This window comes from Rhodanobacter sp. GW835-FHT13D09, from assembly GCF_058793995.1.
The window spans coordinates 194936-215226 of the sequence record NZ_JBXAGL010000004.1 but is presented as its reverse complement, the minus strand read 5'-3'; the positions used below and the strand labels follow the sequence as shown (position 1 = coordinate 215226).

The 20291-nt window shown below is 68.0% G+C and carries 19 protein-coding genes; 8 read left to right on the top strand and 11 right to left on the bottom strand.

The window, feature by feature from the left end:
- Positions 1 to 2: 2 nt before the first annotated feature.
- From AC1Q5A_RS08220 to AC1Q5A_RS08210, 3 genes are read left to right on the top strand one after another with little or no spacing between them, the layout of a single operon-like run.
- Positions 3 to 1802 carry an assimilatory sulfite reductase (NADPH) flavoprotein subunit gene (locus AC1Q5A_RS08220; protein WP_492700049.1) on the top strand — a complete coding sequence of 600 codons (1800 nt, stop codon included), beginning with the start codon at positions 3 to 5 and terminating at the stop codon, positions 1800 to 1802.
- A gap of 1 nt (position 1803) precedes the next feature.
- A complete protein-coding gene (gene cysI / locus AC1Q5A_RS08215) occupies positions 1804 to 3504 on the top strand; it encodes an assimilatory sulfite reductase (NADPH) hemoprotein subunit (RefSeq protein ID WP_492700047.1) in 1701 nt (566 codons plus the stop codon).
- A complete protein-coding gene (locus tag AC1Q5A_RS08210) occupies positions 3501 to 4223 on the top strand; it encodes a phosphoadenylyl-sulfate reductase (RefSeq protein ID WP_492700045.1) in 723 nt (240 codons plus the stop codon). The genes cysI and AC1Q5A_RS08210 overlap by 4 nt, the downstream gene beginning before the upstream one ends.
- A 142-nt stretch (positions 4224 to 4365) precedes the next feature.
- Here AC1Q5A_RS08210 and AC1Q5A_RS08205 read toward each other — a convergent pair whose 3' ends face one another.
- The gene (locus tag AC1Q5A_RS08205) at positions 4366 to 5361 is read right to left on the bottom strand and encodes a LysR substrate-binding domain-containing protein (RefSeq protein ID WP_492700192.1); all 996 of its coding nucleotides are present in this window, start codon (positions 5359 to 5361) and stop codon (positions 4366 to 4368) included.
- A gap of 308 nt (positions 5362 to 5669) precedes the next feature.
- Between AC1Q5A_RS08205 and cysG the strand changes: the two genes are divergently transcribed.
- Positions 5670 to 7139: a siroheme synthase CysG gene (gene cysG / locus AC1Q5A_RS08200; RefSeq protein WP_492700044.1), complete on the top strand. Its 1470-nt coding sequence runs from the start codon at positions 5670 to 5672 to the stop codon at positions 7137 to 7139.
- Between the two features lie 68 nt (positions 7140 to 7207).
- On the top strand, positions 7208 to 8149 hold the full coding sequence (cysK, locus tag AC1Q5A_RS08195) for a cysteine synthase A (protein ID WP_492700042.1): 942 nt from the start codon (positions 7208 to 7210) through the stop codon (positions 8147 to 8149).
- A 112-nt stretch (positions 8150 to 8261) separates the two neighbouring features.
- Here the strand turns inward: cysK and AC1Q5A_RS08190 are convergent, their stop codons facing one another.
- Together AC1Q5A_RS08190 and AC1Q5A_RS08185 are read right to left on the bottom strand one after the other, a co-directional pair.
- Entirely contained in the window at positions 8262 to 8762 is a 501-nt protein-coding gene (locus AC1Q5A_RS08190; RefSeq protein WP_492700040.1) for a hypothetical protein, read from the bottom strand.
- A gap of 215 nt (positions 8763 to 8977) precedes the next feature.
- Positions 8978 to 9361 (bottom strand): winged helix-turn-helix transcriptional regulator, encoded by a 384-nt coding sequence (locus tag AC1Q5A_RS08185; RefSeq protein ID WP_492700038.1) that lies wholly within the window; start codon positions 9359 to 9361, stop codon positions 8978 to 8980.
- A 158-nt stretch (positions 9362 to 9519) separates the two neighbouring features.
- On the opposite strand from AC1Q5A_RS08185, the gene gstA reads away from it, so the two are divergent.
- Positions 9520 to 10140, top strand: coding sequence for a glutathione transferase GstA (gene gstA / locus AC1Q5A_RS08180; protein ID WP_492700036.1), 621 nt, complete (start codon positions 9520 to 9522; stop codon positions 10138 to 10140).
- A 132-nt stretch (positions 10141 to 10272) separates the two neighbouring features.
- Here gstA and purB read toward each other — a convergent pair whose 3' ends face one another.
- Positions 10273 to 11640 (bottom strand): adenylosuccinate lyase, encoded by a 1368-nt coding sequence (gene purB, locus AC1Q5A_RS08175; RefSeq protein ID WP_492700034.1) that lies wholly within the window; start codon positions 11638 to 11640, stop codon positions 10273 to 10275.
- Between the two features lie 229 nt (positions 11641 to 11869).
- Here purB and AC1Q5A_RS08170 point away from each other — a divergent pair, with 229 nt between their 5' ends.
- A complete protein-coding gene (locus AC1Q5A_RS08170; protein ID WP_492700032.1) occupies positions 11870 to 13252 on the top strand; it encodes a class II fumarate hydratase in 1383 nt (460 codons plus the stop codon).
- Between the two features lie 214 nt (positions 13253 to 13466).
- On the opposite strand, the gene AC1Q5A_RS08165 is transcribed toward AC1Q5A_RS08170, so the two are convergent.
- From AC1Q5A_RS08165 to AC1Q5A_RS08145, 5 genes are read right to left on the bottom strand one after another with little or no spacing between them, the layout of a single operon-like run.
- The gene (locus AC1Q5A_RS08165; RefSeq protein WP_492700031.1) at positions 13467 to 14177 is read right to left on the bottom strand and encodes a YggN family protein; all 711 of its coding nucleotides are present in this window, start codon (positions 14175 to 14177) and stop codon (positions 13467 to 13469) included.
- Between the two features lie 32 nt (positions 14178 to 14209).
- Positions 14210 to 15184: a hypothetical protein gene (locus AC1Q5A_RS08160; protein ID WP_492700030.1), complete on the bottom strand. Its 975-nt coding sequence runs from the start codon at positions 15182 to 15184 to the stop codon at positions 14210 to 14212.
- Positions 15181 to 16038 (bottom strand): ABC transporter ATP-binding protein, encoded by an 858-nt coding sequence (locus tag AC1Q5A_RS08155; protein ID WP_492700028.1) that lies wholly within the window; start codon positions 16036 to 16038, stop codon positions 15181 to 15183. Before AC1Q5A_RS08155 ends, AC1Q5A_RS08160 begins: the two co-directional genes overlap by 4 nt.
- Positions 16035 to 16424, bottom strand: a complete 390-nt coding sequence (locus tag AC1Q5A_RS08150; RefSeq protein ID WP_114342546.1) for a GntR family transcriptional regulator — start codon at positions 16422 to 16424, stop codon at positions 16035 to 16037. Before AC1Q5A_RS08150 ends, AC1Q5A_RS08155 begins: the two co-directional genes overlap by 4 nt.
- A gap of 3 nt (positions 16425 to 16427) precedes the next feature.
- Positions 16428 to 16769 carry a hypothetical protein gene (locus AC1Q5A_RS08145; RefSeq protein WP_492700026.1) on the bottom strand — a complete coding sequence of 114 codons (342 nt, stop codon included), beginning with the start codon at positions 16767 to 16769 and terminating at the stop codon, positions 16428 to 16430.
- A gap of 270 nt (positions 16770 to 17039) precedes the next feature.
- Here AC1Q5A_RS08145 and AC1Q5A_RS08140 point away from each other — a divergent pair, with 270 nt between their 5' ends.
- The gene (locus AC1Q5A_RS08140; protein WP_492700024.1) at positions 17040 to 17825 is read left to right on the top strand and encodes an SDR family NAD(P)-dependent oxidoreductase; all 786 of its coding nucleotides are present in this window, start codon (positions 17040 to 17042) and stop codon (positions 17823 to 17825) included.
- A gap of 54 nt (positions 17826 to 17879) precedes the next feature.
- On the opposite strand, the gene AC1Q5A_RS08135 is transcribed toward AC1Q5A_RS08140, so the two are convergent.
- Together AC1Q5A_RS08135 and AC1Q5A_RS08130 are read right to left on the bottom strand one after the other, a co-directional pair.
- The gene (locus tag AC1Q5A_RS08135; RefSeq protein ID WP_492700022.1) at positions 17880 to 19547 is read right to left on the bottom strand and encodes an amidohydrolase; all 1668 of its coding nucleotides are present in this window, start codon (positions 19545 to 19547) and stop codon (positions 17880 to 17882) included.
- A 144-nt stretch (positions 19548 to 19691) separates the two neighbouring features.
- Complete coding sequence (locus tag AC1Q5A_RS08130) at positions 19692 to 20276, bottom strand: FMN-dependent NADH-azoreductase (RefSeq protein WP_492700020.1); 585 nt, start codon at positions 20274 to 20276, stop codon at positions 19692 to 19694.
- Between the last annotated feature and the right edge of the window lie 15 nt (positions 20277 to 20291).

Below are 20291 nucleotides of genomic sequence, written 5' to 3'. Positions count from 1 at the left end.
TCGTGAATACCGTCGCCGTGCCGAACCTTCCAGCGCCGAACCTGGATGCGGAAAAGCTGACCAGGCTGACCCGCGAGCTGGAGAGCCTGACGGTCGCCCAGTTGTACTGGATCGCCGCGTGGAGTGCCGCGCAGGCGGCGCAGGCGCAGCGGGACATCCCCTCCGCGGTCGCCGAGCGCAGCGCTGAGCGGCTCAGTATCGTCTACGGCAGCCAGACCGGCAACGCGAAGCGCATCGCCGAGCAGCTGGCCAGCCGTGCTGAAGCGACCGGCCTGCCGGTGCGGCTGCTGCGCGCCGATGCCTATCCGCAGCGCGAGCTGGCGCAGGAACGCCATCTGCTGGTGGTGATCAGCACCCAGGGCGACGGCGAGCCGCCGGACGACGCGCGCGGCTTGTTCGAGTTCATCACCGGCAAGCGCGCGCCGAAGCTGCCGGCGCTGCAGTTCGCCGTGCTAGGGCTGGGCGATTCGAGCTACCCGCAGTTCTGCACGATCGGGCGCGAGCTCGACGCTCGCCTGGCCGAGCTGGGCGGCAGCCGTCTCGCCGCGTTCGGCGAAGCGGACGTCGAGGTCGAAGCCGTCGCCGCGCCGTGGGTGGAGCAGGCGCTGGAGCAGGCGCGGGAGCGGCTGCGCCAGGCCGGCGCCCCGGCGCGGGCGACCCCGCTGCACGTGGTGCCGAGCCGCAGCGCCTGGTCGCGCGAACAGCCGTTCGCCGCCACCGTGCTGGCCAACCAGCGCATCGTGGCGCGCGACAGCGCGCGCGACGTTCGGCATATCGAGCTGTCGCTGGAAGGCTCCGGCCTGCATTACCAGCCGGGCGATGCGCTGGGCGTGTGGCCGCACAATCCGCCGGCACTGGTCGAGCAATGGCTGGAAGCCCTGCAACTGGACGGCGCGCAGCCGGTGACCCACCAGCAGCGCACGTTGCCGCTGCGGCAGTGGCTGGGCCGCGAGCGCGAAATCACCCGGCTGCACCGCGGCTTCATCAGTGCGCTGGCGACCGCCGGCGGCCACGACGAACTGGCCAGGCTGCTGCAACCGGAGCAGTCGGCGCAGTTCGCGGCGGTACTGGCCGACGAGCAGCCGATCGACCTGCTGCGCCGCTACCCGGCGACATGGCAACCCGAAACGCTGCTGGCGGCGCTGCGGCCACTGGCGCCGCGGCTGTACTCGATCGCCTCCAGCACGAAGGCGGTGGGCGAGGAGGTGCACCTGACCGTGGCCGTGGTGGATTACCAGGCGCACGGCAGCGCGCACTGGGGCGCCGCCTCCTCGCTGCTTGCCGCGACCGGCGAGGACGGCAAGCTGCCGGTATTCATCGAGCCGAACGAGCGCTTCCGCCTGCCGGCCGACGGCTCGCGCGACATCATCATGATCGGGCCGGGCACCGGCGTGGCGCCGTTCCGCGCGTTCGTGCAGGAACGTCGCGAAAGCGGTGCCACGGGCCGCAACTGGCTGTTCTTCGGCAACCGCCACTTCGCCAGTGATTTCCTCTACCAGGTGGAGTGGCAGCAGGCATTGCAGGACGGCTCGCTGCACCGGCTCGACCTGGCGTTCTCGCGGGACGCGGAGCATAAAACCTATGTGCAACAGCGCCTGCGCGAGCGCGGCGCCGAGTTGCATGCGTGGCTGAAGAACGGTGCGCACCTCTATGTCTGCGGCGATGCGAAGCAGATGGCCCGCGACGTTCACGCCGCGCTGGTCGACGTGATCGTGGCCCACGGCAACCGCTCAGCCGACGAGGCGAACGCCTGGCTCGGCGATCTCCTGCAGCAGGGCCGCTACGCCCGTGACGTGTACTGACATGAGCACGAAACTCTCGCACCTCGAACACATCAAGGCGGCCAGCCGTTTCCTGCGCGGTGGCATCGCCGAGGGTCTGGCCGACCCGGTCACCGGCGCGATCAGCGACGACGACACCAAGCTGCTGAAATTCCACGGCAGCTACCAGCAGGACGACCGCGACCTGCGCGAGGAGCGCCGCAAGCAGAAACTGGAACCGGCCTACTCGTTCATGCTGCGCGCGCGCCTGCCCGGCGGCGTGGTGACCCCGGCGCAGTGGCTGGTGTTCGACCGCATCGCCCGCGAGTACGCCAGCGGCACGCTGCGCATCACCACGCGGCAGACCTTCCAGTGGCACGGCATCATCAAGCGCCAGCTGAAGCCGACCATCGCGGCGATCCACGAGGCGCTGGCCACCACCATCGCCGCCTGCGGCGACGTGGTGCGCAACGTGGTCAGCACGGCGAATCCGGTGGAGTCGGCCGCGCATGCTGAGGCGTATGCCTGGGCCACGCGGCTCTCCGCCGAGCTGGCGCCCAGGACACGCGCCTACCACGAGATCTGGCTGGACGGCGAGAAGCTGCACGGCGATCCCGTGGAAGAGAGCGAGCCGCTGTACGGCGCCACCTACCTGCCGCGCAAGTTCAAGATCGGCCTGGCGATCCCGCCGCTCAACGACATCGACGTGTTCGCGCAGGATCTGGGCCTGATCGCGATCATCGAGCAGGGCACGCTGCGCGGCTTCAACATTGCCGTCGGCGGCGGCATGGGCGCGACCCATGGCGATGCCAGCACCTACCCGCGGCTGGCCAGCGTGATCGGTTTCGCCACGCCGGAGCAGTTGTTCGCGGTGGCCGAGGCGGCGATCCGCGTGCAGCGCGACTGGGGTGACCGTGCCGAACGCAAGCACGCGCGGCTGAAGTACACGCTGGACCGGCACGGCCTGGACGCCTTCAAGGCCGAGCTGGAATCGCGCCTCGGCCACGCGCTCGCCGCGCCGCGCGCGTACCGCTTCGAACACAACGGCGACCGCTACGGCTGGGTCGAAGGCAGCGACGGCCGCTGGCATCTCACCCTGCACATCGAATCGGGCCGGCTCGCCGACACGGGCGGGCGCCGCTGGCTCAGCGGCCTGCGCGAGCTGGCGAAGGTGCATGCCGGCGACTTCCGCCTGACCTGCAACCAGAACGTGATCGTGGCGAACGTCGCGGCGGGCGAGCGCGAGCATATCGACGCGATCGTGCGCGAACACGGACTGGACGGCTACCGCGAGCAGAGTGCGATCCGCCGCCACGCGATCGCCTGCGTGGCGCTACCCACCTGCGGCCTGGCGATGGCCGAAAGCGAACGCTACCTGCCGGCGCTGCTGCCGAAGCTGGAGGCGTTGCTCGATCGGCATGGCCTGGCCGACGCGCCGATCCTGCTGCGCCTGTCCGGCTGCCCGAACGGCTGCTCGCGGCCGTACCTTGGCGAGATCGCCCTGGTCGGGCGCGGGCCGGGGCGCTACGACCTGCGTCTGGGCGCCGACTTCAGCGGCCAGCGGCTGAACCAGGTCTACCGCGAGAACGTGGACGAAGCGGCGATCCTCGCCGCGCTCGATCCGCTGTTCGCGCGCTACGCCGCCGAGCGTGCGGACGGCGAGGGCTTCGGCGATTTCCTGCTGCGTGCCGGCATCCTCGCGCCGCTGCCGTCGCGGCGCATTCCGGCGGAACTGCTCGCGTGAGCGCCGTGCTGCTCGAGCAGGCGCCGCACGAACCGCGCGCGCTGGCCGCGTTGAACGCCATGCTGTCCCGGCTCGACGCCGAACGCCGGGTGGCATGGGCGCTGGAAAACGTCGCCGGCGAGCACGTGCTGTCGTCCAGCTTCGGCGCGCAGTCGGCGGTATCGCTGCACCTGGTGACCCGCCAGCGGCCGTCAATGCCGGTGGTGCTGATCGACACCGGCTACCTGTTTCCCGAGACGTACCGCTTCGTCGACGAGTTGACCGGGCGGCTCGGGCTGAACCTCAAGGTGTACAGCTCGCCGCTCAGCCCCGCCTGGATGGAAGCGCGCCACGGACGGTTGTGGGAGCAGGGCGTGGCCGGGCTCGACCACTACAACCGGCTGCGCAAGGTCGAGCCGATGCAGCGTGCGCTGGCCGACCTGCACGCCGCCGGCTGGTTCGCCGGCCTGCGCCGCGGGCAGTCGCGGAGCCGGGCAGCGATCGAGTTCGCGGCGATCCGCAACGGCCGCTGGAAATTCCATCCGCTGGCCGACTGGAGCGATCGCGACATCGGCCAGTACCTCGCGCGCCACGGCCTGCCGTACCACCCGCTGTGGCAGCAGGGCTACGTCTCGATCGGCGACAGCCACACCAGCCATCGCTGGGAGCCGGGCATGGACGCAGAGGACACCCGTTTCTTCGGGCTCAAGCGCGAATGCGGACTGCACACCATGGCGTAGACTCCCCGCGCTGGTTCGTCCAGCCCGCATCCGGCAGCTTCGCAGCGCCGTAGGGCGGGCAGTGCCCGCCGCTCTTCCCACACTTCGTCGCAGGGTGCCGAAAGGGCGGCGGGCGGCGCCCGCCCTGCGTGACTGGACGGTTTCAGGCGGCGTCGGGCAGCGCGGTGGGCGGACGCTCCCGCCAGTGCGGTACCGCTGGCCACTCGATGGGCGCAGCATCGGCAGCGAGGGCGCGCACCACGTCGCGGCGGTCCAGGTGCGGCGCGAACTGCGCGATGAACTCCAGCACGTATTCGCGCAGCACGCTTTCGCGGCGCAGCACGATCCAGGTCGTGCACTGGGGAAACAGGTGGTCGGCCGGCAGCGCGCGCAGGTCGGTGTCGCTTTCCAGCATCGCCATCTCGGCCAGCACGCCGATGCCCAGACCCGTGCGCACGTAGGTCTTGATCAGGTCGGCGTCGCCGGCAGTCATCGCAATCTGCGGATGCAGGTCGACGGCCTCGAACGCGCGGCGCAGCGACGAGTCGGGCTTCAGCGAGGAGTCGTAGCTGACCAGCGGCAGCACGGCCAGCTGGTCGAGCGTGGGCGGTTGCCCGCCCGCGCCCAGCGGATGTCCCTGCGGCACCACGATTACCCGGTGCCAGCGATAGGCCGGCAGCGCGATGCCCGTGGCCGGGGGCGCGCCGGCGGTGCTGATCACCGCCAGGTCGACACGGCCGGCCTCCAGCTGGGCCAGCACTTCGCTGTCGCGGCCCGGCTGCAGGTGCACGCTGACCTGCGGGTAGCTGCGGTTCAGCGCGCCGATCGCGGCGGGCAGGGCGAAGCGGGCCTGGGTGTGGGTGGTGGCGATGCGCAGCTCGCCGCGCGCCTCGTTGCGCAGGTTGGCGGCGATCGAGCGGATGTTGGCCACCTCGGCGAGGATCGTGCGGGCGCGTTCCAGCACGTGCCGGCCGGCGTGGGTCACCGAGTCCAGACTCTTGCCCTTGCGCACGAACAGCTGGAAGCCCAGCTCGTCCTCAAGCTGCTTGAGCCGCTTGCTCAGGCCGGGCTGGGTGGCATGGACGCGCTCGGCGGCTAGCGTGATGTTGAGGCCGGAGTCGGCGATGGCAACGAGGTAGCGTAATTGGGTCAGCGTCATGGCGATGGTCTCGTGGGCGGTCGGGATCGTGCGATCGGGGCGCGGACGGAACACGGATACATCGCATGGCACGGGCCGGCAGCGTGCATGGAGCCTGGACGCAGGCGGACAGCCTGGGGCCGGGGGCTGGTTCGTGGTGGCGGCAAATGATCATGATTGGACGTCTATACGTCCATTTTTTGGAATGGTCAAGTCCGGCGCGCTTCATGACGCGGCGGCATATGGACGTAAGCGCAGATCATTTGCCGGCGCGACGGCGCTTGCGTAGCGTGGTTTCGCCCTCCCTTGCACGCCGCGGTTCCGCCCGGATGAAACTCTATCCCCTGTTCGCCGACCTGTCCCGCCGCGCCGTGCTGGTGGTGGGCGGCGGCGCGGTGGCCGAGCGCAAGGTGGCGGCCCTGCTCGGCGCGCAGGCGCAGGTCACGGTGAATGCACCCGAGCTCACCCCGCAGCTGCAGCGCTGGGCGGCGGCGGGGCGCATCGCCCACCGCCCCGATGCGTTTCGCGAGGCGTGGCTGGAGCGGGTCTGGCTGGTGGTGGCGGCCACCTCCGACGCCGAGCTGAACCGGCTGATCGCCACCTTTGCCGGGCTGCGGCGGATCTTCGTCAACGTGGTCGACGACGCCGCGTTGTCCAGCTTCCACGTGCCGGCGGTGGTGGATCGCGCGCCGCTGACCATCGCGATCTCCAGCGGCGGCGAGGCGCCGATGCTGGCGCGGCTGCTGCGTGAGCGGCTGGAAACCCTGCTCGACCATTCGCTGGGCGCGCTGGCCACGCTGGCGGCACGCCTGCGCCGGCGCATCCGCCTGCGCTACCCGGAACCGGCGGCGCGGCGCGGGTTCTACGAGGAACTGTTTGCCGGTCCGGTCGCCGCGCTGCTGCGCCAGGGCCGGCCGGACGAGGCCTGGCAGGCGGCCGGGCAGGCACTGGCGGCGCCGTCGCCCACCCGGACGGGCTCGGTGGTGCTGGTCGGCGCCGGCCCCGGCGATCCGGGCCTGCTGACCCTGCGCGCGCTGCGTGCGCTGAACGAAGCCGACGTGATCCTGCACGACCGGCTGGTCAGTGCCGAGGTGCTGGAGCTGGCCCGGCGCGACGCCGAGCGGATCGAGGTGGGCAAGCAGGCCGGCCACCACCACACCACCCAGGACGGCATCCACGCGTTGCTGCTACAGCACGCGCGGGCGGGGCGGCGGGTGGTGCGGTTGAAGGGCGGCGACCCGTTCGTGTTCGGCCGCGGCGGCGAGGAGCTGGAATTCCTGCACGCCCACGGCATCCCCTACGAAGTGGTGCCCGGCATTACCGCGGCCGTCGCCTGCGCGGCTTACGCCGGCGTGCCGCTGACCCATCGCGACCACGCGCAGTCGGTGCGTTTCGTCACCGCGCACTGCCAGTCCTCGCGCGACAGCCTGGACTGGGCCGCGCTGGCGCAGGAGCGGCAGACCCTGGCCGTGTACATGGGCGTGGCCGAGCTGGCCGAGCTGCAGGCCCGGCTGGTCGCGCACGGCCGCGCGCCGTCGACCCCGTTCGCCCTGGTCGAGAACGGCTCGCGCCCGGAGCAGCGGGTGGTCACCGGCACCCTGGCCCACCTGGCCGAGCGGGCCGCGACCCACGGGGTGCGTTCGCCGGCGTTGCTGATCCTGGGCGAAGTGGCGTCGCTGGCCACCTCGCTGGCCTGGTTCGGGGCGCCCCCGCTGGGCGCCGCAATACACGACATCCGCCCCGCGCGCGCGGCCGGCCCGGCCGCTACCGACGTACTGGCAGCGGTGCACCGCGCCTGACGATAGTTTCACCCGGGCGCGAGCATGCTCTCGCGACCGCCTTTCAGCTTGCCACCCGGAGCCTTCCCATGATCCACGACAGCATCCTCGACACCATCGGCAACACGCCGATCGTCAGGCTTCACCGCCTTGCCCCCAAGCACGTCGAGTTGTACGTGAAGGTGGAAGCGTTCAACCCCGCCGGTTCGGTGAAGGACCGCCTGGCCCTGGCGATCATCCTCGACGCCGAACAGCGCGGCACGCTCAAGCCCGGCCAGACCGTGATCGAGGCCACCTCGGGCAACACCGGCGTGGCGCTGGCCGCGATCTGCGCGGCGCGCGGCTACCCGTTCGTGGCGGTGATGTCGGATACGTTCTCGGTCGAGCGGCGCAAGCTGATCCGCGCCTACGGCGGCAAGGTGGTGCTCACGCCCGGCGCCGCGCGCGGTACCGGCATGGTGGCGAAGGCGCAGGAACTGGCGCAGAAGCACGGCTGGTTTCTCGCCAGCCAGTTCGAGAATCCCGCCAATCCGGCGTATCACCGGCAGACCACCGCGCCGGAGATCCTGCGCGACTTCGCCGGCCGCCGGCTGGACTACTTCGTCACCGGCTGGGGCACCGGCGGCACGCTGACCGGCGTGGGCGAGGTGCTCAAGGTGGCGCGCCCGGAAGTGAAGGTGATCGCCACCGAACCGACCGGCGCGGCGCTGCTTTCCGGCAAGGAATGGCAGCCGCACAAGATCCAGGGCTGGACGCCGGACTTCGTGCCGGCCGTGCTCAACCCCGAGGTGGTCGACCGCATCGTGCCGGTCGACGACGTACTGGCCCGCGACACCTCGCGCGCCCTGGCACAGCAGGAAGGCATCTTCACCGGCATCTCCTCCGGCGCCACGCTGGCTGCTGCGCTGCAGGTGGCGGCCGAGGCACCGCAAGGTGCAGTGCTGCTGGCGATGCTGCCGGATACCGGCGAGCGTTACTTGTCGACGTTCCTGTTCGAGGGGGTGAATGAGGGGTCGGATGAGGTGGGGTGAGGGCATCTAACGTCGGAGTCGACCGGCACGCAGCAGCATTGCGCCGCGGGGCGTACGCTCGCCAGCGCGCCTCGCGGCGCAATGCCGCTGCGTGTCCGCGTCGGACGATCTGTTAGGCCGGGGTGACATTCCACGCGTATCCATCTTCGAAGTTCCTCAGTTCCACAACCCATGACTTCTTGAAGCTCTTTCCGAGGAAGAGCAGCTTGGTTCGGTATATGAACGTCAGGCGATACGAGAACTCTGATATCTGCATAGCTTGACCGAAGCCAATGCCGGGACTGACAGAAATCTCTGCAGCCTCCCCTCCAGACAAGCGCGGGAAGACATGAGGTCCATTGAAGAACCCGCAATTCCTCATCGTGAGCCCGCCAATTCGCGCGCATACATTCTCAGCATCGGCTTGGACTGCAAGCGCCGGCAACTTTCCGCTGTTCTTGATCTTGATGCGCGATTCTGAGTTGAACTTCTTGCTCTTGTCGATGACAGCATCAACTACCAGTTCTGGCGGAAAAGATATCCAAGCTGCATACAGACTCAGGAAGCCGGCGACGGATGTAACTCCGAGCCCGGCAAGTAGCTTGAGCGAGACGTCAAGCAGCGTGCTTTCCATCGGCCTGACTCGAAGTAGGTGTCAGATTGCAGTGTAATCCCGCAGCCTAATTCGTGCCGTCAGTGCAGCTGGTGTGGTGCAAGCCTGAAAATATCAACGACTTGAATCTCCCGGTTGCAGCCTGACTCTGCAATCTAATCGCGCAGCATTTGGCAACGCTGGAAGCGACCGTGGCATCGTTCCACGAGCCCGTCCCGGTGGCAAGCAAGTGCACCTCACCCCACCACGCGCGCCTGCTTCACCAGCGAAGCCCGCGAATTCCACTCCGCAATCAGCTTCTGCCCCACGCGCGCCAGCGCGCTGATCGCCGGCAGCAGTTCGCGACCCAGCTCGGTGAGCGCGTATTCGGCGGAGGGCGGGGAGGTGTCGAGCAGGCGGCGGCTGACCAGGCCGCGCGATTCCAGTTCGCGCAGGCGCGCGCTGAGCACGCGGGCGGAGATGCGCGGGATGTCGTGGCGCAGTTCGCCGAAGCGGCGCGGTTCGCCGCTGAGGAACCAGATCACGTTGGGTGCCCAGGCGCCGCGCAGCAGCGCCAGGCTTTCGGTGAGCGGGCAGGCGGGCGGCGGCGCGACCTTGCTTTTGCGGACGGGGAGGCCCATGCGGGTGGCTCGGTAACCGGGGAGTTACCGCATTCTAGGACCAACCAGCGGTTAGGTGGTATCCAATGGTAACCATGGCGGCGTAGCATGCGCGGTTCGGAGGCGTGCCGCTTGGTCCGGTGTGCCATCCGTGTCCCCCATCCACACGGAGTCATCGCATGAAGCTCTACTACTCCCCTGGCGCCTGCTCGCTTTCCCCGCACATCGTGGCGCTCGAGGCCGGCATTCCGCTCACGCTGGAGAAGGTCGACGGCAAGGCCAAGCGCACCGAGGGCGGCGCGGATTTCTGGCAGATCAACCCCAAGGGCTACGTGCCGGCGCTGGCGCTGGACAACGGCGAACTGCTGACCGAAGGCCCGGCAATCGTGCAGTACCTGGCCGACCAGAAGCCGGCCAGCGGCCTGGCGCCCGCCAACGGCACGCCGGCGCGTTACCGCCTGCAGGAAATGCTGGGCTACATCAACTCGGAGATCCACAAGAGCTACAGCCCGCTGTTCAAGCCGGACACGCCGGAAGCCACCCGCGCCGAGCGCAAGGAATACCTGAAGCGGCGCTACCAGTTCATCGAGGACGTGCTGGCGAAGCAGCCGTTCCTGCTGGGCGATGCGTTCACCGCAGCCGACGCCTACCTGTTCACCGTGACCAACTGGGCGAAGCCGGTCGAGTTGGACCTGTCCGGCTTCCCGGCACTGCTGGCGTTCCAGAATCGCGTGGTCGCGCGTCCCGCGGTGCAGGCAGCATTGGAGGCCGAGGGGTTGGTGAAGAAGGCTCTAGCCTGAGATGCATCGGGCCGCGCGTGCTGACGCGCGGCCCGTCGTTGCTGGTCGTTCCTGCGCAGGCGGGAACGTGGTGCCTCCGTTTGGCCGGCGCCAAGGCGCTGGACCCCAGCTTGCGCTGGGGTGACGGCAGGATCAGATATCCCGCGCCAGCCCCGCCGCCAAGCCGATGTAGCCGCCCGGCGTGAGTTCCAGCAGGCGCTGCTTCGCGTCGGCCGGCAGGTCGAGGCCGGCGATGAATTCGCGCATCGACTCCTTGGTGATGCCGTGGCCGCGGGTCAGCGCCTTGAGCTGTTCGTAGGGCTGCGGCAGGCCGTAGCGGCGCATTACGGTCTGCACGGCTTCGGCCAATACTTCCCAGCTGGCGTCGAGGTCGGCGGCGATGCGTTCGGCGTTGACGTTGAGTTTGCCCAGGCCTTTTTTCAGCGATTCCAGCGCGACCAGGCTGTGGCCGAACGCGGTGCCCAGCGCGCGCAGCACGGTGGAGTCGGTGAGATCGCGCTGCCAGCGGCTGATCGGCAGCTTCTCGGCAAAGTGGCCGAGCAGGGCATTGGCGAGGCCGAGGTTGCCTTCGGCGTTCTCGAAGTCGATCGGGTTGACCTTGTGCGGCATGGTGGAGGAACCCACCTCACCGGCCTTTAGCGTCTGCTTGAAGTAGCCGAGCGAGATGTAGCCCCAGATGTCGCGGGCCAGGTCGATCAGGATGATGTTGGCGCGGCGCACCGCGTCGCAGTATTCGGCCACGTTGTCGTGCGGCTCGATCTGGGTGGTGTAGGCGTTGAAGTCGAGGCCGAGGCTTTCCACGAAGCGCTGCGAGAACGCGCGCCAGTCGAGTTCCGGGTAGGTGATGGCGTGGGCGTTGTAGTTGCCCACCGCGCCGTTGATCTTGCCGGAAATCTCCACGGCAGCGAGCTGCTTGCGCTGGCGTTCCAGCCGCGCCACCACGTTGGCGATTTCCTTGCCCAGCGTGCTGGGCGAGGCGGTCTGGCCGTGCGTGCGCGAGAGCAGCGGCAGCGCGGCGTTCGCGTGCGCCATCTCGCGCAGCTTGGCGATCACCGCGTCCAGCTGCGGCAGCAGTACCTGGCTGCGCGCGTCGCGCAGCATCAGCGCGTAGGACAGGTTGTTGATGTCCTCGCTGGTGCAGGCGAAGTGCACGAATTCCCTGGCCTGCGCCAGGCCGGCGTCGGCGCCGATCTTCTCCTTGATGAAGTACTCCACCGCCTTGACGTCGTGGTTGGTGGTCGCCTCGATCGCCTTGATGTGCTCGCCGTCGGCTTCGCTGAAGTCGTCCGCGATCGCTTGCAGGGTGGCGACCTGGCCCGCGTCGAAGGGCGGCAGCTCGACAATCCGCGGATCGGCGGCCAGCGCCAGCAGCCAGGCGATTTCCACCTGCACCCGGCGGTGCATCAGGCCGAACTCGCTGAAGATCGGGCGCAGCGCTTCGACCTTGCTGGCGTAGCGGCCGTCCAGCGGCGACAGGGCGGTGAGGGCGTGGGAGGACATCGCTGGTTCCGGCAAGGGGAAAACCGGCATTTTACATTGACGGCGGCGCGATGCGTTGCGGCCTATAGTGGCGAGCCATGAAACGGCTTTTTTTGCTCGTCATTCCTGCGCAAGCAGGAATCCAGTGCCTGTGGTCTTCAAGGGCCCTGAGTCACTGGGCCCCAGCTTGCGCTGGGGCGACGGGAGTTCCCCAGGATTCGGTTTTCTCCATCCACCGAAGGACCAAACCATGAACAACTTCCGCATCGAACACGACAGCATGGGCGAGCTGAAGGTCCCCGCCGACGCGCTGTACGGCGCACAGACCCAGCGTGCGATCGACAACTTCCCGATCTCCGGCCTGCACCTGCCGCGCCAGTTCATCCGCGCGCTGGGGCTGATCAAGGCCGCGGCCGCCGAGGTCAACCTGGCGATGGGGCATCTCAAGAAGAACCAGGCCGCGGCGATCCGCAAGGCGGCGCTGGCGGTGGCGGATGGCCAGCATGACGCGCAGTTCCCGATCGACATCTTCCAGACCGGCTCGGGCACCAGCACCAACATGAATGCGAACGAGGTGATCGCGCACCTGGCGGTGGCGGCCGGCGCCAAGGTGCACCCGAACGACCACGTCAACTACGGGCAGAGCTCGAACGACGTGATCCCCACCGCGATCCACGTCAGCGCCACGCTCACCGCCAGCGAGCAGTTGCTGCCGGCGCTGAAGCACCTGAAGCAGACCATCGACAGGCGCGCGCGTGAATTGCGCAGCACGCCGAAGACCGGTCGCACCCATCTGATGGACGCGATGCCGATCACCTTCGGCCAGGAACTGTCAGGCTGGTCGGCGCAGATCGGCTCCGCCATCGAGCGCATCGGGGATGCGCTGAAACGCATGCGCCGGCTGCCGCAGGGTGGCACGGCGGTAGGCACCGGCATCAACGCCGATCCGAAGTTCGGCCCGGCGATGGCGACGCAGCTGAAGAAGCTGACCGGGGTGAAGTTCGAGTCGGCGCAAAACTACTTCGAGGGCATGGCCGCGCAGGACGCCGCGGTGGAGCTGTCCGGCCAACTCAAGACGCTGGCGGTGGCGCTGATGAAGATCGCCAACGACCTGCGCTGGATGAATTCAGGCCCCTTGGCCGGCCTGGGCGAGATCGAGCTGCCCGCGCTGCAGCCGGGTTCGTCGATCATGCCGGGCAAGGTCAATCCGGTGATTCCCGAGGCCACCGCGATGGTCGCCGCGCAGGTGATCGGCAACGATGCTTCCATCACCATCGCCGGCCAGTCCGGCAACTTCCAGCTCAATGTGATGCTGCCGCTGATCGCGCACAACCTGCTGCAGTCGATCGGGATCCTGGCCAACGTCAGCATGCTGCTGGCCGACAAATCCATCGCCGGCTTCAAGGTCAACAAGGCGCGGGTGAACCAGGCGCTGGCGATGAACCCGATCCTGGTCACCGCGCTGAACCCGGTGATCGGCTACGAGAAGGGCGCAGCCACCGCCAAGCTGGCGTACAAGCAGCACCGGCCGATCATGGAGGTCGCGCTGGAAACGACGGGATTGTCGAAGGCCGAGCTGCAGAAACTGCTCGACCCGATGGCGCTGACCAGGGGCGGCATCCACGGCGAGTAGAAGCCAGCGATGGATGCGTCCAGAGCCAGATGGCGCTTGCTTGAGTGCGGAACCTTCACTTCTCGTCTCTCGATCATTCCCGCGAAAGCGGGGATCCAGTGCCTCGGTTGTCATCCGGTCACACGGGATCCCCGCTTTCGCGGGGATGACGGCGTTTGAATAAGTGACATTCCATCCAGAGTCCTCGTTGCATGATGCAAGAGGGATGCCCGGATCAGTCGGAGAACACGGCAAAGCCCCTCTTGCCGTCCTTGTCCTTCATGTTCTTGCCGCAATCGTCGACGTCCTTCTGCGTCATCGTGGCATAGGGCTGGAACGCGGGCATGGCGGCGGCCAGCTTCTGCTGCGAGACCAGCATGTCGGGCAGACGCTTGCACAACTGCATGGCGGCGGCCTGGATCTGCTCGGTCTGCGGCTTGATGCTGGCCTCGATCTCCTTGTCGGTCTTGCCGGTGAACGCGCCCCAGATCGCCTGCTTCGCTGCGGCGACGCCGATGTCCGCGCCGCTGGCGCCGATGTCCATGCCGGCCTCGGCAATGCCGACGATCTGCTGGCGGTAATCCACCAGCAGGGTGTGCTGTTCCGGCGTGGCAGATACCGGCTTGCCGGCGATAACCAGCTCGCCTTGCGGGGTGATCACCGCCTTGGGGAGGGAGCCGTCGTGCGGGTGCGGACCGTCGCCGATGTGGATATTGCCCAGGCTGACGTCCTTGCTGACCAGCTCCTTCTTGGCCTGCTCGATGCTCTTGCGGACCTCGACGGCAATCATCGACGAGGAGGTCTGCTCGCGGACTTCCTTCGCTGCCTGCGTCATGTCGCTGGTGGCGCCCGGCTGGGCGGTGTCCTGCCCGGACCGGCTGCAGGCGGCCAGCGGCAGCAACAGCGCGGAGGCAAGGATGCCGATGGCGATGACGTTGGTTTTCATCGATGTTCTCCCCGTTTGAATGTGGTCGGATATCAGGTGTCGTCGCGCCAGCGGCGCAGCCAGATGGCGCCAGCGAGCATGACGAGGCCGGCGACCGCGCCGATCCAGAAACGGGGCGTGCCCATGACCCCGTAGGCGTTGCCGAGGTTCAGGGCTTCCAGCGTGTGTTCCGCGCCACTGCTCACGCTCTGGTAGTTGCCAGCGCCCAGCCAGCTGCCCGGAAACACGCTGAGCAGGATGCGGCCGCACACGTCGCCCCAGTACCAGCCGTTGCCTATGAAAGGCCCACCCATCAGGTTGAACCAGCCCAGTATCATGCCCACCGCCACCGGCAGTAGCGCGGCCCACAGGAACGGCTTGCTGCGCGCCCAGGCGGAGCAGAGCAGCAGCCAGCCCACGCTCGGCAATGACCACAGCGCATACAGCGGAATGCTGCCGACCAGGTTGGCGACGACCTGGAACGGATGCGCGTAGGCCAGCAGATGCCAGGCACCGACGCCGTGGAAGGACAGCGCGATCACGAACAGCAACAGCATCGCGATGCCGGTGACCACGCCGCAGACCAGCGCAATCAGCGGAGCAAGCAGGGTAGCGGATACCACCTTGGAAAACACCGTCGCAGTATCCGACAGCGGCAGCGACTTCCAGAACAGCAGGCTGCGGTCGCGACGGTCGTCGTACAGCGCGCCGAGGCAGTAGAAGAACACCACGAAGCCCAGCACGATGCTGATGATGAACGTGGTCGAGTACATCACCATGTCCATCAGCGTGCCGGCCCTGACCACCTCGTCCGCACTCAGCGTATGGTCGAGGATGTGGATCCGGTCGTTGAACATGAAGTGCATGCCGTGCTGCGCGCCGATTACCTCGCCGGCGATGATGCCCATCAGGTTCAGCAGCAGGAACACGCCGCCGGTGATCAGCGGAGCCCACAGGAAGCCGCCGCGGTGTTCCCAGAACTCGCGCTTCACCAACCAGTACATTTCGTTCAGAGCCCGGGTTTTCATGCGTAGGTCCCTTTCATGGTGGCGACGAACAGGTCGCTGACGGAGGGGCGGCGGATCTCGCCAAGCGCCTCGAGTCGCGCGCGGTCGGCGCCGTCGAACAGGAAGATGCTCTTGCCGAACACCTGGCGCTCGTCCAGCGGTTTCAGCGCGCGGGCGGCGGCTGCGTTGTCGGCGCTCGTCATCACCTCGGCGAAGCGCTCGCCGACGGCGTCCATGTCGGCATCCAGCACGATCCGGCCGTCGCGGATGAACATCAGGTCGGTGAGGATGTGTTCGACTTCCTCCACCTGGTGGGTGGTGACGATGATCGTCTTGTTCTCGTCGAAGTAGTCCTCCAGCAGGTTCTGGTAGAACTGCTTGCGGTAGAGGATGTCCAGACCCAGGGTGGGCTCGTCCAGTACCAGCAGGCGGGCGTCGATCGCCATCACCAGCGCCAGGTGCAGCTGCACGATCATGCCCTTGGACAGCTGCCGCACGCGCTGATTCGGTTGCAGCTTGGTGCGGGCCAGGAAGGCCTCGCATTTCTTGCGGTCGAAGCGCGGGTGCACGTTGGCGACGAAGTCGACGGCTTCACGCACCCGGATCCAGCGTGGCAGCACGGCGACGTCGGCGATGAAGCAGACCTGTTCCATCAGCTTGCCGCGCTGCCTGCGCGGATCGAGGCCGAGCACGCTCAGCTCGCCCTGGAAATCGGTGAGGCCGAGGATCGCCTTCAGCGCGGTGGTCTTGCCGGCGCCGTTGGGGCCGATCAGGCCGACGATGCGGCCGGGCTCGACCTGGAAGCTGACGTCGTCCAGCGCCAGCGCCGACTTGTACCGCTTGCTCAGGCTGCTGGCCGTGATGACTGCGCTCATGATTTCTCCTCCTTGTCGGCGTTGCCCTTTTCGGTCGGGGCTTCGCGCATAAGCGTCTTCAGGTCCAGTCCCAGTCGCTGCAGCCGGGCAAACAATACCGGCCACTCCTCGCGCAGGAACCGCTCGCGTTCCGATTTCAGCAGCGCCTCGCGCGCGCCTTCGATGACGAACATGCCCAGTCCCCTCCTTTTTTCAACCAGTTGTTCGTCGACCAGTTCCTGGTAGGCCTTCGACACGGTCAGCGGGTTGATCTGAAAGTCCGCGGCCACCTGGCGTACCGACGGCAGCGGGTCGCCCTCGTTCAAGGCGCCGTCCAGGATCATCGCCACCACGCGTTGCTGCAGCTGGCGATAGATCGGGACGCTGTCGTTCCAGGTCATGGTCATGTTTTATTCCTTCGCGATGCGGCCGAACTTGTTGCCAAACGCATAGTAGGGCATGACCAGCTGCGACCCGAGCAGGTTGAACTGCTCGGTATTGCCGGGATTTTCCAGGTGACGCATGGCCGGGATGGTGGCGATTCCGGCGACCCCGATTTCGTTCAACAGGGCGGCGGAGCGCATCTCGGCGGCGCTGGGACGGACCTGGACCGGGGCCAGGTCGATGACGGGGATGACGCTGGTCTTGCCGGCGGGGACGGGCTGGCTGTCGACGTTGTAGTGGACGGCGCTCAGGCTGGCGAAGGTGAACAGGACGGCGGCGGCGCTGGCGATCAGGTTCTGCGCTTTCATGACGGGCCTCCTTAGTGATCTCGTTTAGTGGTGTTATAGTTAACTATAACACTGAACTTCGAGTCGTCAATAGGCGCGATGCGATTTCGCAACATGACTGATGGCCTATGCCCGGTGGGAGCCCGGCGGTGCCGGCAGGCGGGCAGCCCATGCTGGGGCCTGTGGCGGCGGCCGCACAGGGGCATTCCTCGGCCATCGTTGCTGACAACCGTCATTCCGCGGCTGCCCGGCGTGGTTCAATGCGCCGATATCAGCCGCGCGGGGGCACGCATGGATCTCGAATTGGCCAGCCGGGTCGTGGTGGTCACCGGCGCCAGCAAGGGCATCGGGCTGGCCTGCGCGATCGCGTTTGCGCGCGAGGGCGCGAAGGTGGTGGGCATCTCGCGCGATCCGGCGAACCTGCAGGCGGCGCAGCAGCAGCTCGGCTCGCTGGGCCGGGCGCTGGCAGTGCAGCCGGGGGACCTGAAGGACAGCGTGGCGGCGCAGCAGGTGATGGAACGCATCGAGCATGCGCATGGCCCGCTCGACGTGCTGGTGAACTGCGCCGGCGCCGCGCGTCGCGCAACGCCGGACGAACTCGATGCCGCAGCGGTGCTGGCGGCGATGGAGGCGAAGTACCTCAGCTACATGCACGCGATCGACCCGGTGATCCGCCGCATGGGCGCGCGCGGCCGTGGCAGCATCGTCAACGTGATCGGGCAGGGCGGGCGGCAGGCCAACCCGCAGCACATCGCCGGCGGTTCGGCCAACGCCGCCCTGATGCTGGCGACGGTGGGCTACGCGAATGCGTACGCGGGCAAGGGCGTGCGCGTGAACGCGATCAACCCGGGCATCACCCGTACCAGCCGGATCGACGAGGGCCTGGATGCCGCGGTGCGCGCCAGCGGCCTGCCGCGCGAGGAGGTGCTGGCCCGCCAGCTCGCCGACATCCCGCTGGGCCGCATGGCCGAGCCCGGGGAGATCGCGGATGTCGCGGTATTCCTGGCTTCGGCTCGGGCCAGCTACGTCACCGGCGCGATCATCCCGATGGACGGGGGCAGGACCTCGGCGATCTGATCAGCCACGCAAGGGCCGGCGGCTGGGCCGGCCGTTGCGCGTGGGATTGCCCGATCAATCCTGCGCGGCGTAGACCTGCCTGCCGCCGACCCAGGTCTGCAACACTTTCGTGTTCCAGATCCTGCTTGACGGGTCCTTGAAGATGTCGTGGTCGACCACGATGAAGTCGGCCCACTTGCCCGGCTCCAGCGTGCCCAGGCTCTTTTCCGCGTGTTCCGCGTACGCTGCGTCGAGGGTGAACGCGCGCAATGCCTCGCTTGGCGTCATGTCCTGGTCCGGGTGCCAGCCGCCGGGCGGCTGGCCCTGGTGGTCCTCGCGGGTAACCGCCGAGTACAGGCCGTAGAACGGGTTCGGCGATTCCACCGGGAAATCCGAACCGCCGGCGACGAGCGTGCCCTGCCTGAGGAAACGCTGCCAGGCGTAGGCGCCCTTGATCCGCTCGCGGCCGATGCGGTCCTCGGCCATGTTCATGTCGGAGGTGGCGTGGGTCGGCTGCATCGAGGCGATCAGCTTGAGCGGCACGAAGCGGGGAATGTCCTGCAGCGACACGATCTGCGCGTGCTCGACGCGGTTGCGCAACGCGATGGCGTCCGGGTGGGTCGTGTAGGCGGCGGCGAAACTGTCCAGCACTTCGCGGTTGGCGCGGTCGCCGATGGCGTGGATGGCCACCTGGTAGCCCTTGCCGAACGCCTTGTCGATCTTCGCGGTCATCGTCGCCGGCGGCATGAACAGCAGGCCGCGGTTGTGCGGGTCGTCGGCGTAGGGCTGGAGCATCGCCGCGCCGCGGCTGCCCAGCGCGCCATCGGCGAACAGCTTGACCGCGCGCACGGTGAGGAAACCGTCGCCGTAGCCGATCAGCGGGCCGTCCCTGCTGATCGTGTCGAAATCCTCGCCGGTGTCGCGGATCATCGCGTAGATGCGCGCGGTGAGCTTGTGCTCGTCGGCGTAGCGGCGATAGAGCCGGTAATTGGCCAGGTCGATGCCGGCGTCGGCGACGCCGGTGAGGCCCACGCTGGCCAACTCGGCCAAGGCGGTATCCAGCGCGGCGGCCTTCTGCTGCGGAGTCGGCGCCGGGACTTTCGCATCGATCAGGGCGGTGGCGCCGTCGACGAAGACGCCGGCCGGATTGCCGTCGGCGTCGCGCTCGATGCGGCCGCCGTCGGGATCCTTGCTGGCCTTGCTCACCCCGGCCAGCCGGATTGCGGCCGTATTCGCCCAGCTGGCGTGGCCATCGACGCGGCTCAGCCAGACGGGGCGACCGGGCACCGCGCTGTCCAGTTCCTTCGCGGTGGGGAAGCGGCCGAGTTTCCAGATTTCCTGGTTCCAGCCGCCGCCGAGGACCCACTTCGCCTCGGGGTGTGCCGCGGCATACGCCTTCACCTTGGCCAACGCCTCGTCCAGCGACTTCGTGCCGGTGAGGTCGACGCTGTTGCGCGCGTAGCCGAGCTCCAGCACGTGGCCGTGGGCGTCGATCAGGCCGGGCAGCAGTGTATGGCCGCGGCCGTCGATCACCCTGGCGTCGCCGGCGCGGCCGGCCAGTTCGGCACGGCTGCCGGTGGCGACCACCTTGCCCTGGTCGACCAGCAACGCCTGAAAATGTTGCAGCTTGCCGTGGCCGTCCAGCGTGTAGCCGTTGACGTTGTCGACCAGCAGGTCGGCGGCCTGCACGGTGGGCGCCAGCGCCAGCAGGGCGAGCATGGACAGGCCTAGCAAGCGGTTCATGCGCGGATTCCGGTGGGTGGGTGAACCCGCAGTGTGTCGGCATGCGTGCGGTTTTTCCACCGGGCGGTCGCCGGCTGCAGGCGCTGCAACGAAAAACGCCCTCTCCGCGGGGAGAGGGCGTTTGCGTTCGCGCTGCAGGCGGGGTCAGGCGGCCTTGGCGACCAGCGTCCCGATCGTGCTGCGCGCCGAGTTCAATGCCGCAGCCTTCTGCTCGTCGCCGATCGCGACGCCTTCGGCCCGCACGAACTCGATGTCGTTGATGCCGATGAAGGCGAACGCGGCGCGCAGGTAGGGTTCCTGGAAGTCCATCGCGGCGGCCGCCGAATCCTTGCTGTAGACGCCGCCGCGGCTGGAAGCGACGATCATCCGTTTGCCGCCGGCCAGGCCCTCGGGGCCGTTCGCGGTGTAACGGAAGGTCTTGCCGGCGACCAGGATGCGGTCGACCCAGGCCTTGAGCTGGCTGGAAATGGCGAAGTTGTACATCGGCGCACCGATCACCACCACGTCGGCGGCGAGGAATTCCTCCAGCATTTCGGCGCCGAGCACGGCGGCCGGATCGCTGGCGTCGGCTACCGGGGTCCAGTGCGGTAGCGGCTGCGCGGCCAGGTCGTGGTAATGGACGGCGGCATCGGGCGTGCTGCGTTTCAGCTCGGCTACGATGTCGGCGGTCAGCTGGCGCGACACCGAGTAGCCACCCAGCGCGCTGGAGTCGATATGCAAGAGTTTCATGGCGTTATTCCTGGT

What these genes read in the sequence shown, in the direction of transcription:
- AC1Q5A_RS08205 (WP_492700192.1), bottom strand. Translation starts at nt 5,361, where the DNA reads ATGACGCTGACCCAATTACGCTACCTCGTTGCCATCGCCGACTCCGGC.
- AC1Q5A_RS08150 (WP_114342546.1), bottom strand. Translation starts at nt 16,424, where the DNA reads ATGACCATGACCTGGAACGACAGCGTCCCGATCTATCGCCAGCTGCAG.
- AC1Q5A_RS08145 (WP_492700026.1), bottom strand. Translation starts at nt 16,769, where the DNA reads ATGAAAGCGCAGAACCTGATCGCCAGCGCCGCCGCCGTCCTGTTCACC.
- AC1Q5A_RS08160 (WP_492700030.1), bottom strand. Translation starts at nt 15,184, where the DNA reads ATGAAAACCCGGGCTCTGAACGAAATGTACTGGTTGGTGAAGCGCGAG.
- cysK (WP_492700042.1), top strand. Translation starts at nt 7,208, where the DNA reads ATGATCCACGACAGCATCCTCGACACCATCGGCAACACGCCGATCGTC.
- AC1Q5A_RS08170 (WP_492700032.1), top strand. Translation starts at nt 11,870, where the DNA reads ATGAACAACTTCCGCATCGAACACGACAGCATGGGCGAGCTGAAGGTC.
- gstA (WP_492700036.1), top strand. Translation starts at nt 9,520, where the DNA reads ATGAAGCTCTACTACTCCCCTGGCGCCTGCTCGCTTTCCCCGCACATC.
- AC1Q5A_RS08185 (WP_492700038.1), bottom strand. Translation starts at nt 9,361, where the DNA reads ATGGGCCTCCCCGTCCGCAAAAGCAAGGTCGCGCCGCCGCCCGCCTGC.
- AC1Q5A_RS08155 (WP_492700028.1), bottom strand. Translation starts at nt 16,038, where the DNA reads ATGAGCGCAGTCATCACGGCCAGCAGCCTGAGCAAGCGGTACAAGTCG.
- cysI (WP_492700047.1), top strand. Translation starts at nt 1,804, where the DNA reads ATGAGCACGAAACTCTCGCACCTCGAACACATCAAGGCGGCCAGCCGT.
- cysG (WP_492700044.1), top strand. Translation starts at nt 5,670, where the DNA reads ATGAAACTCTATCCCCTGTTCGCCGACCTGTCCCGCCGCGCCGTGCTG.
- AC1Q5A_RS08130 (WP_492700020.1), bottom strand. Translation starts at nt 20,276, where the DNA reads ATGAAACTCTTGCATATCGACTCCAGCGCGCTGGGTGGCTACTCGGTG.
- AC1Q5A_RS08190 (WP_492700040.1), bottom strand. Translation starts at nt 8,762, where the DNA reads ATGGAAAGCACGCTGCTTGACGTCTCGCTCAAGCTACTTGCCGGGCTC.
- AC1Q5A_RS08165 (WP_492700031.1), bottom strand. Translation starts at nt 14,177, where the DNA reads ATGAAAACCAACGTCATCGCCATCGGCATCCTTGCCTCCGCGCTGTTG.
- AC1Q5A_RS08140 (WP_492700024.1), top strand. Translation starts at nt 17,040, where the DNA reads ATGGATCTCGAATTGGCCAGCCGGGTCGTGGTGGTCACCGGCGCCAGC.
- purB (WP_492700034.1), bottom strand. Translation starts at nt 11,640, where the DNA reads ATGTCCTCCCACGCCCTCACCGCCCTGTCGCCGCTGGACGGCCGCTAC.
- AC1Q5A_RS08135 (WP_492700022.1), bottom strand. Translation starts at nt 19,547, where the DNA reads ATGAACCGCTTGCTAGGCCTGTCCATGCTCGCCCTGCTGGCGCTGGCG.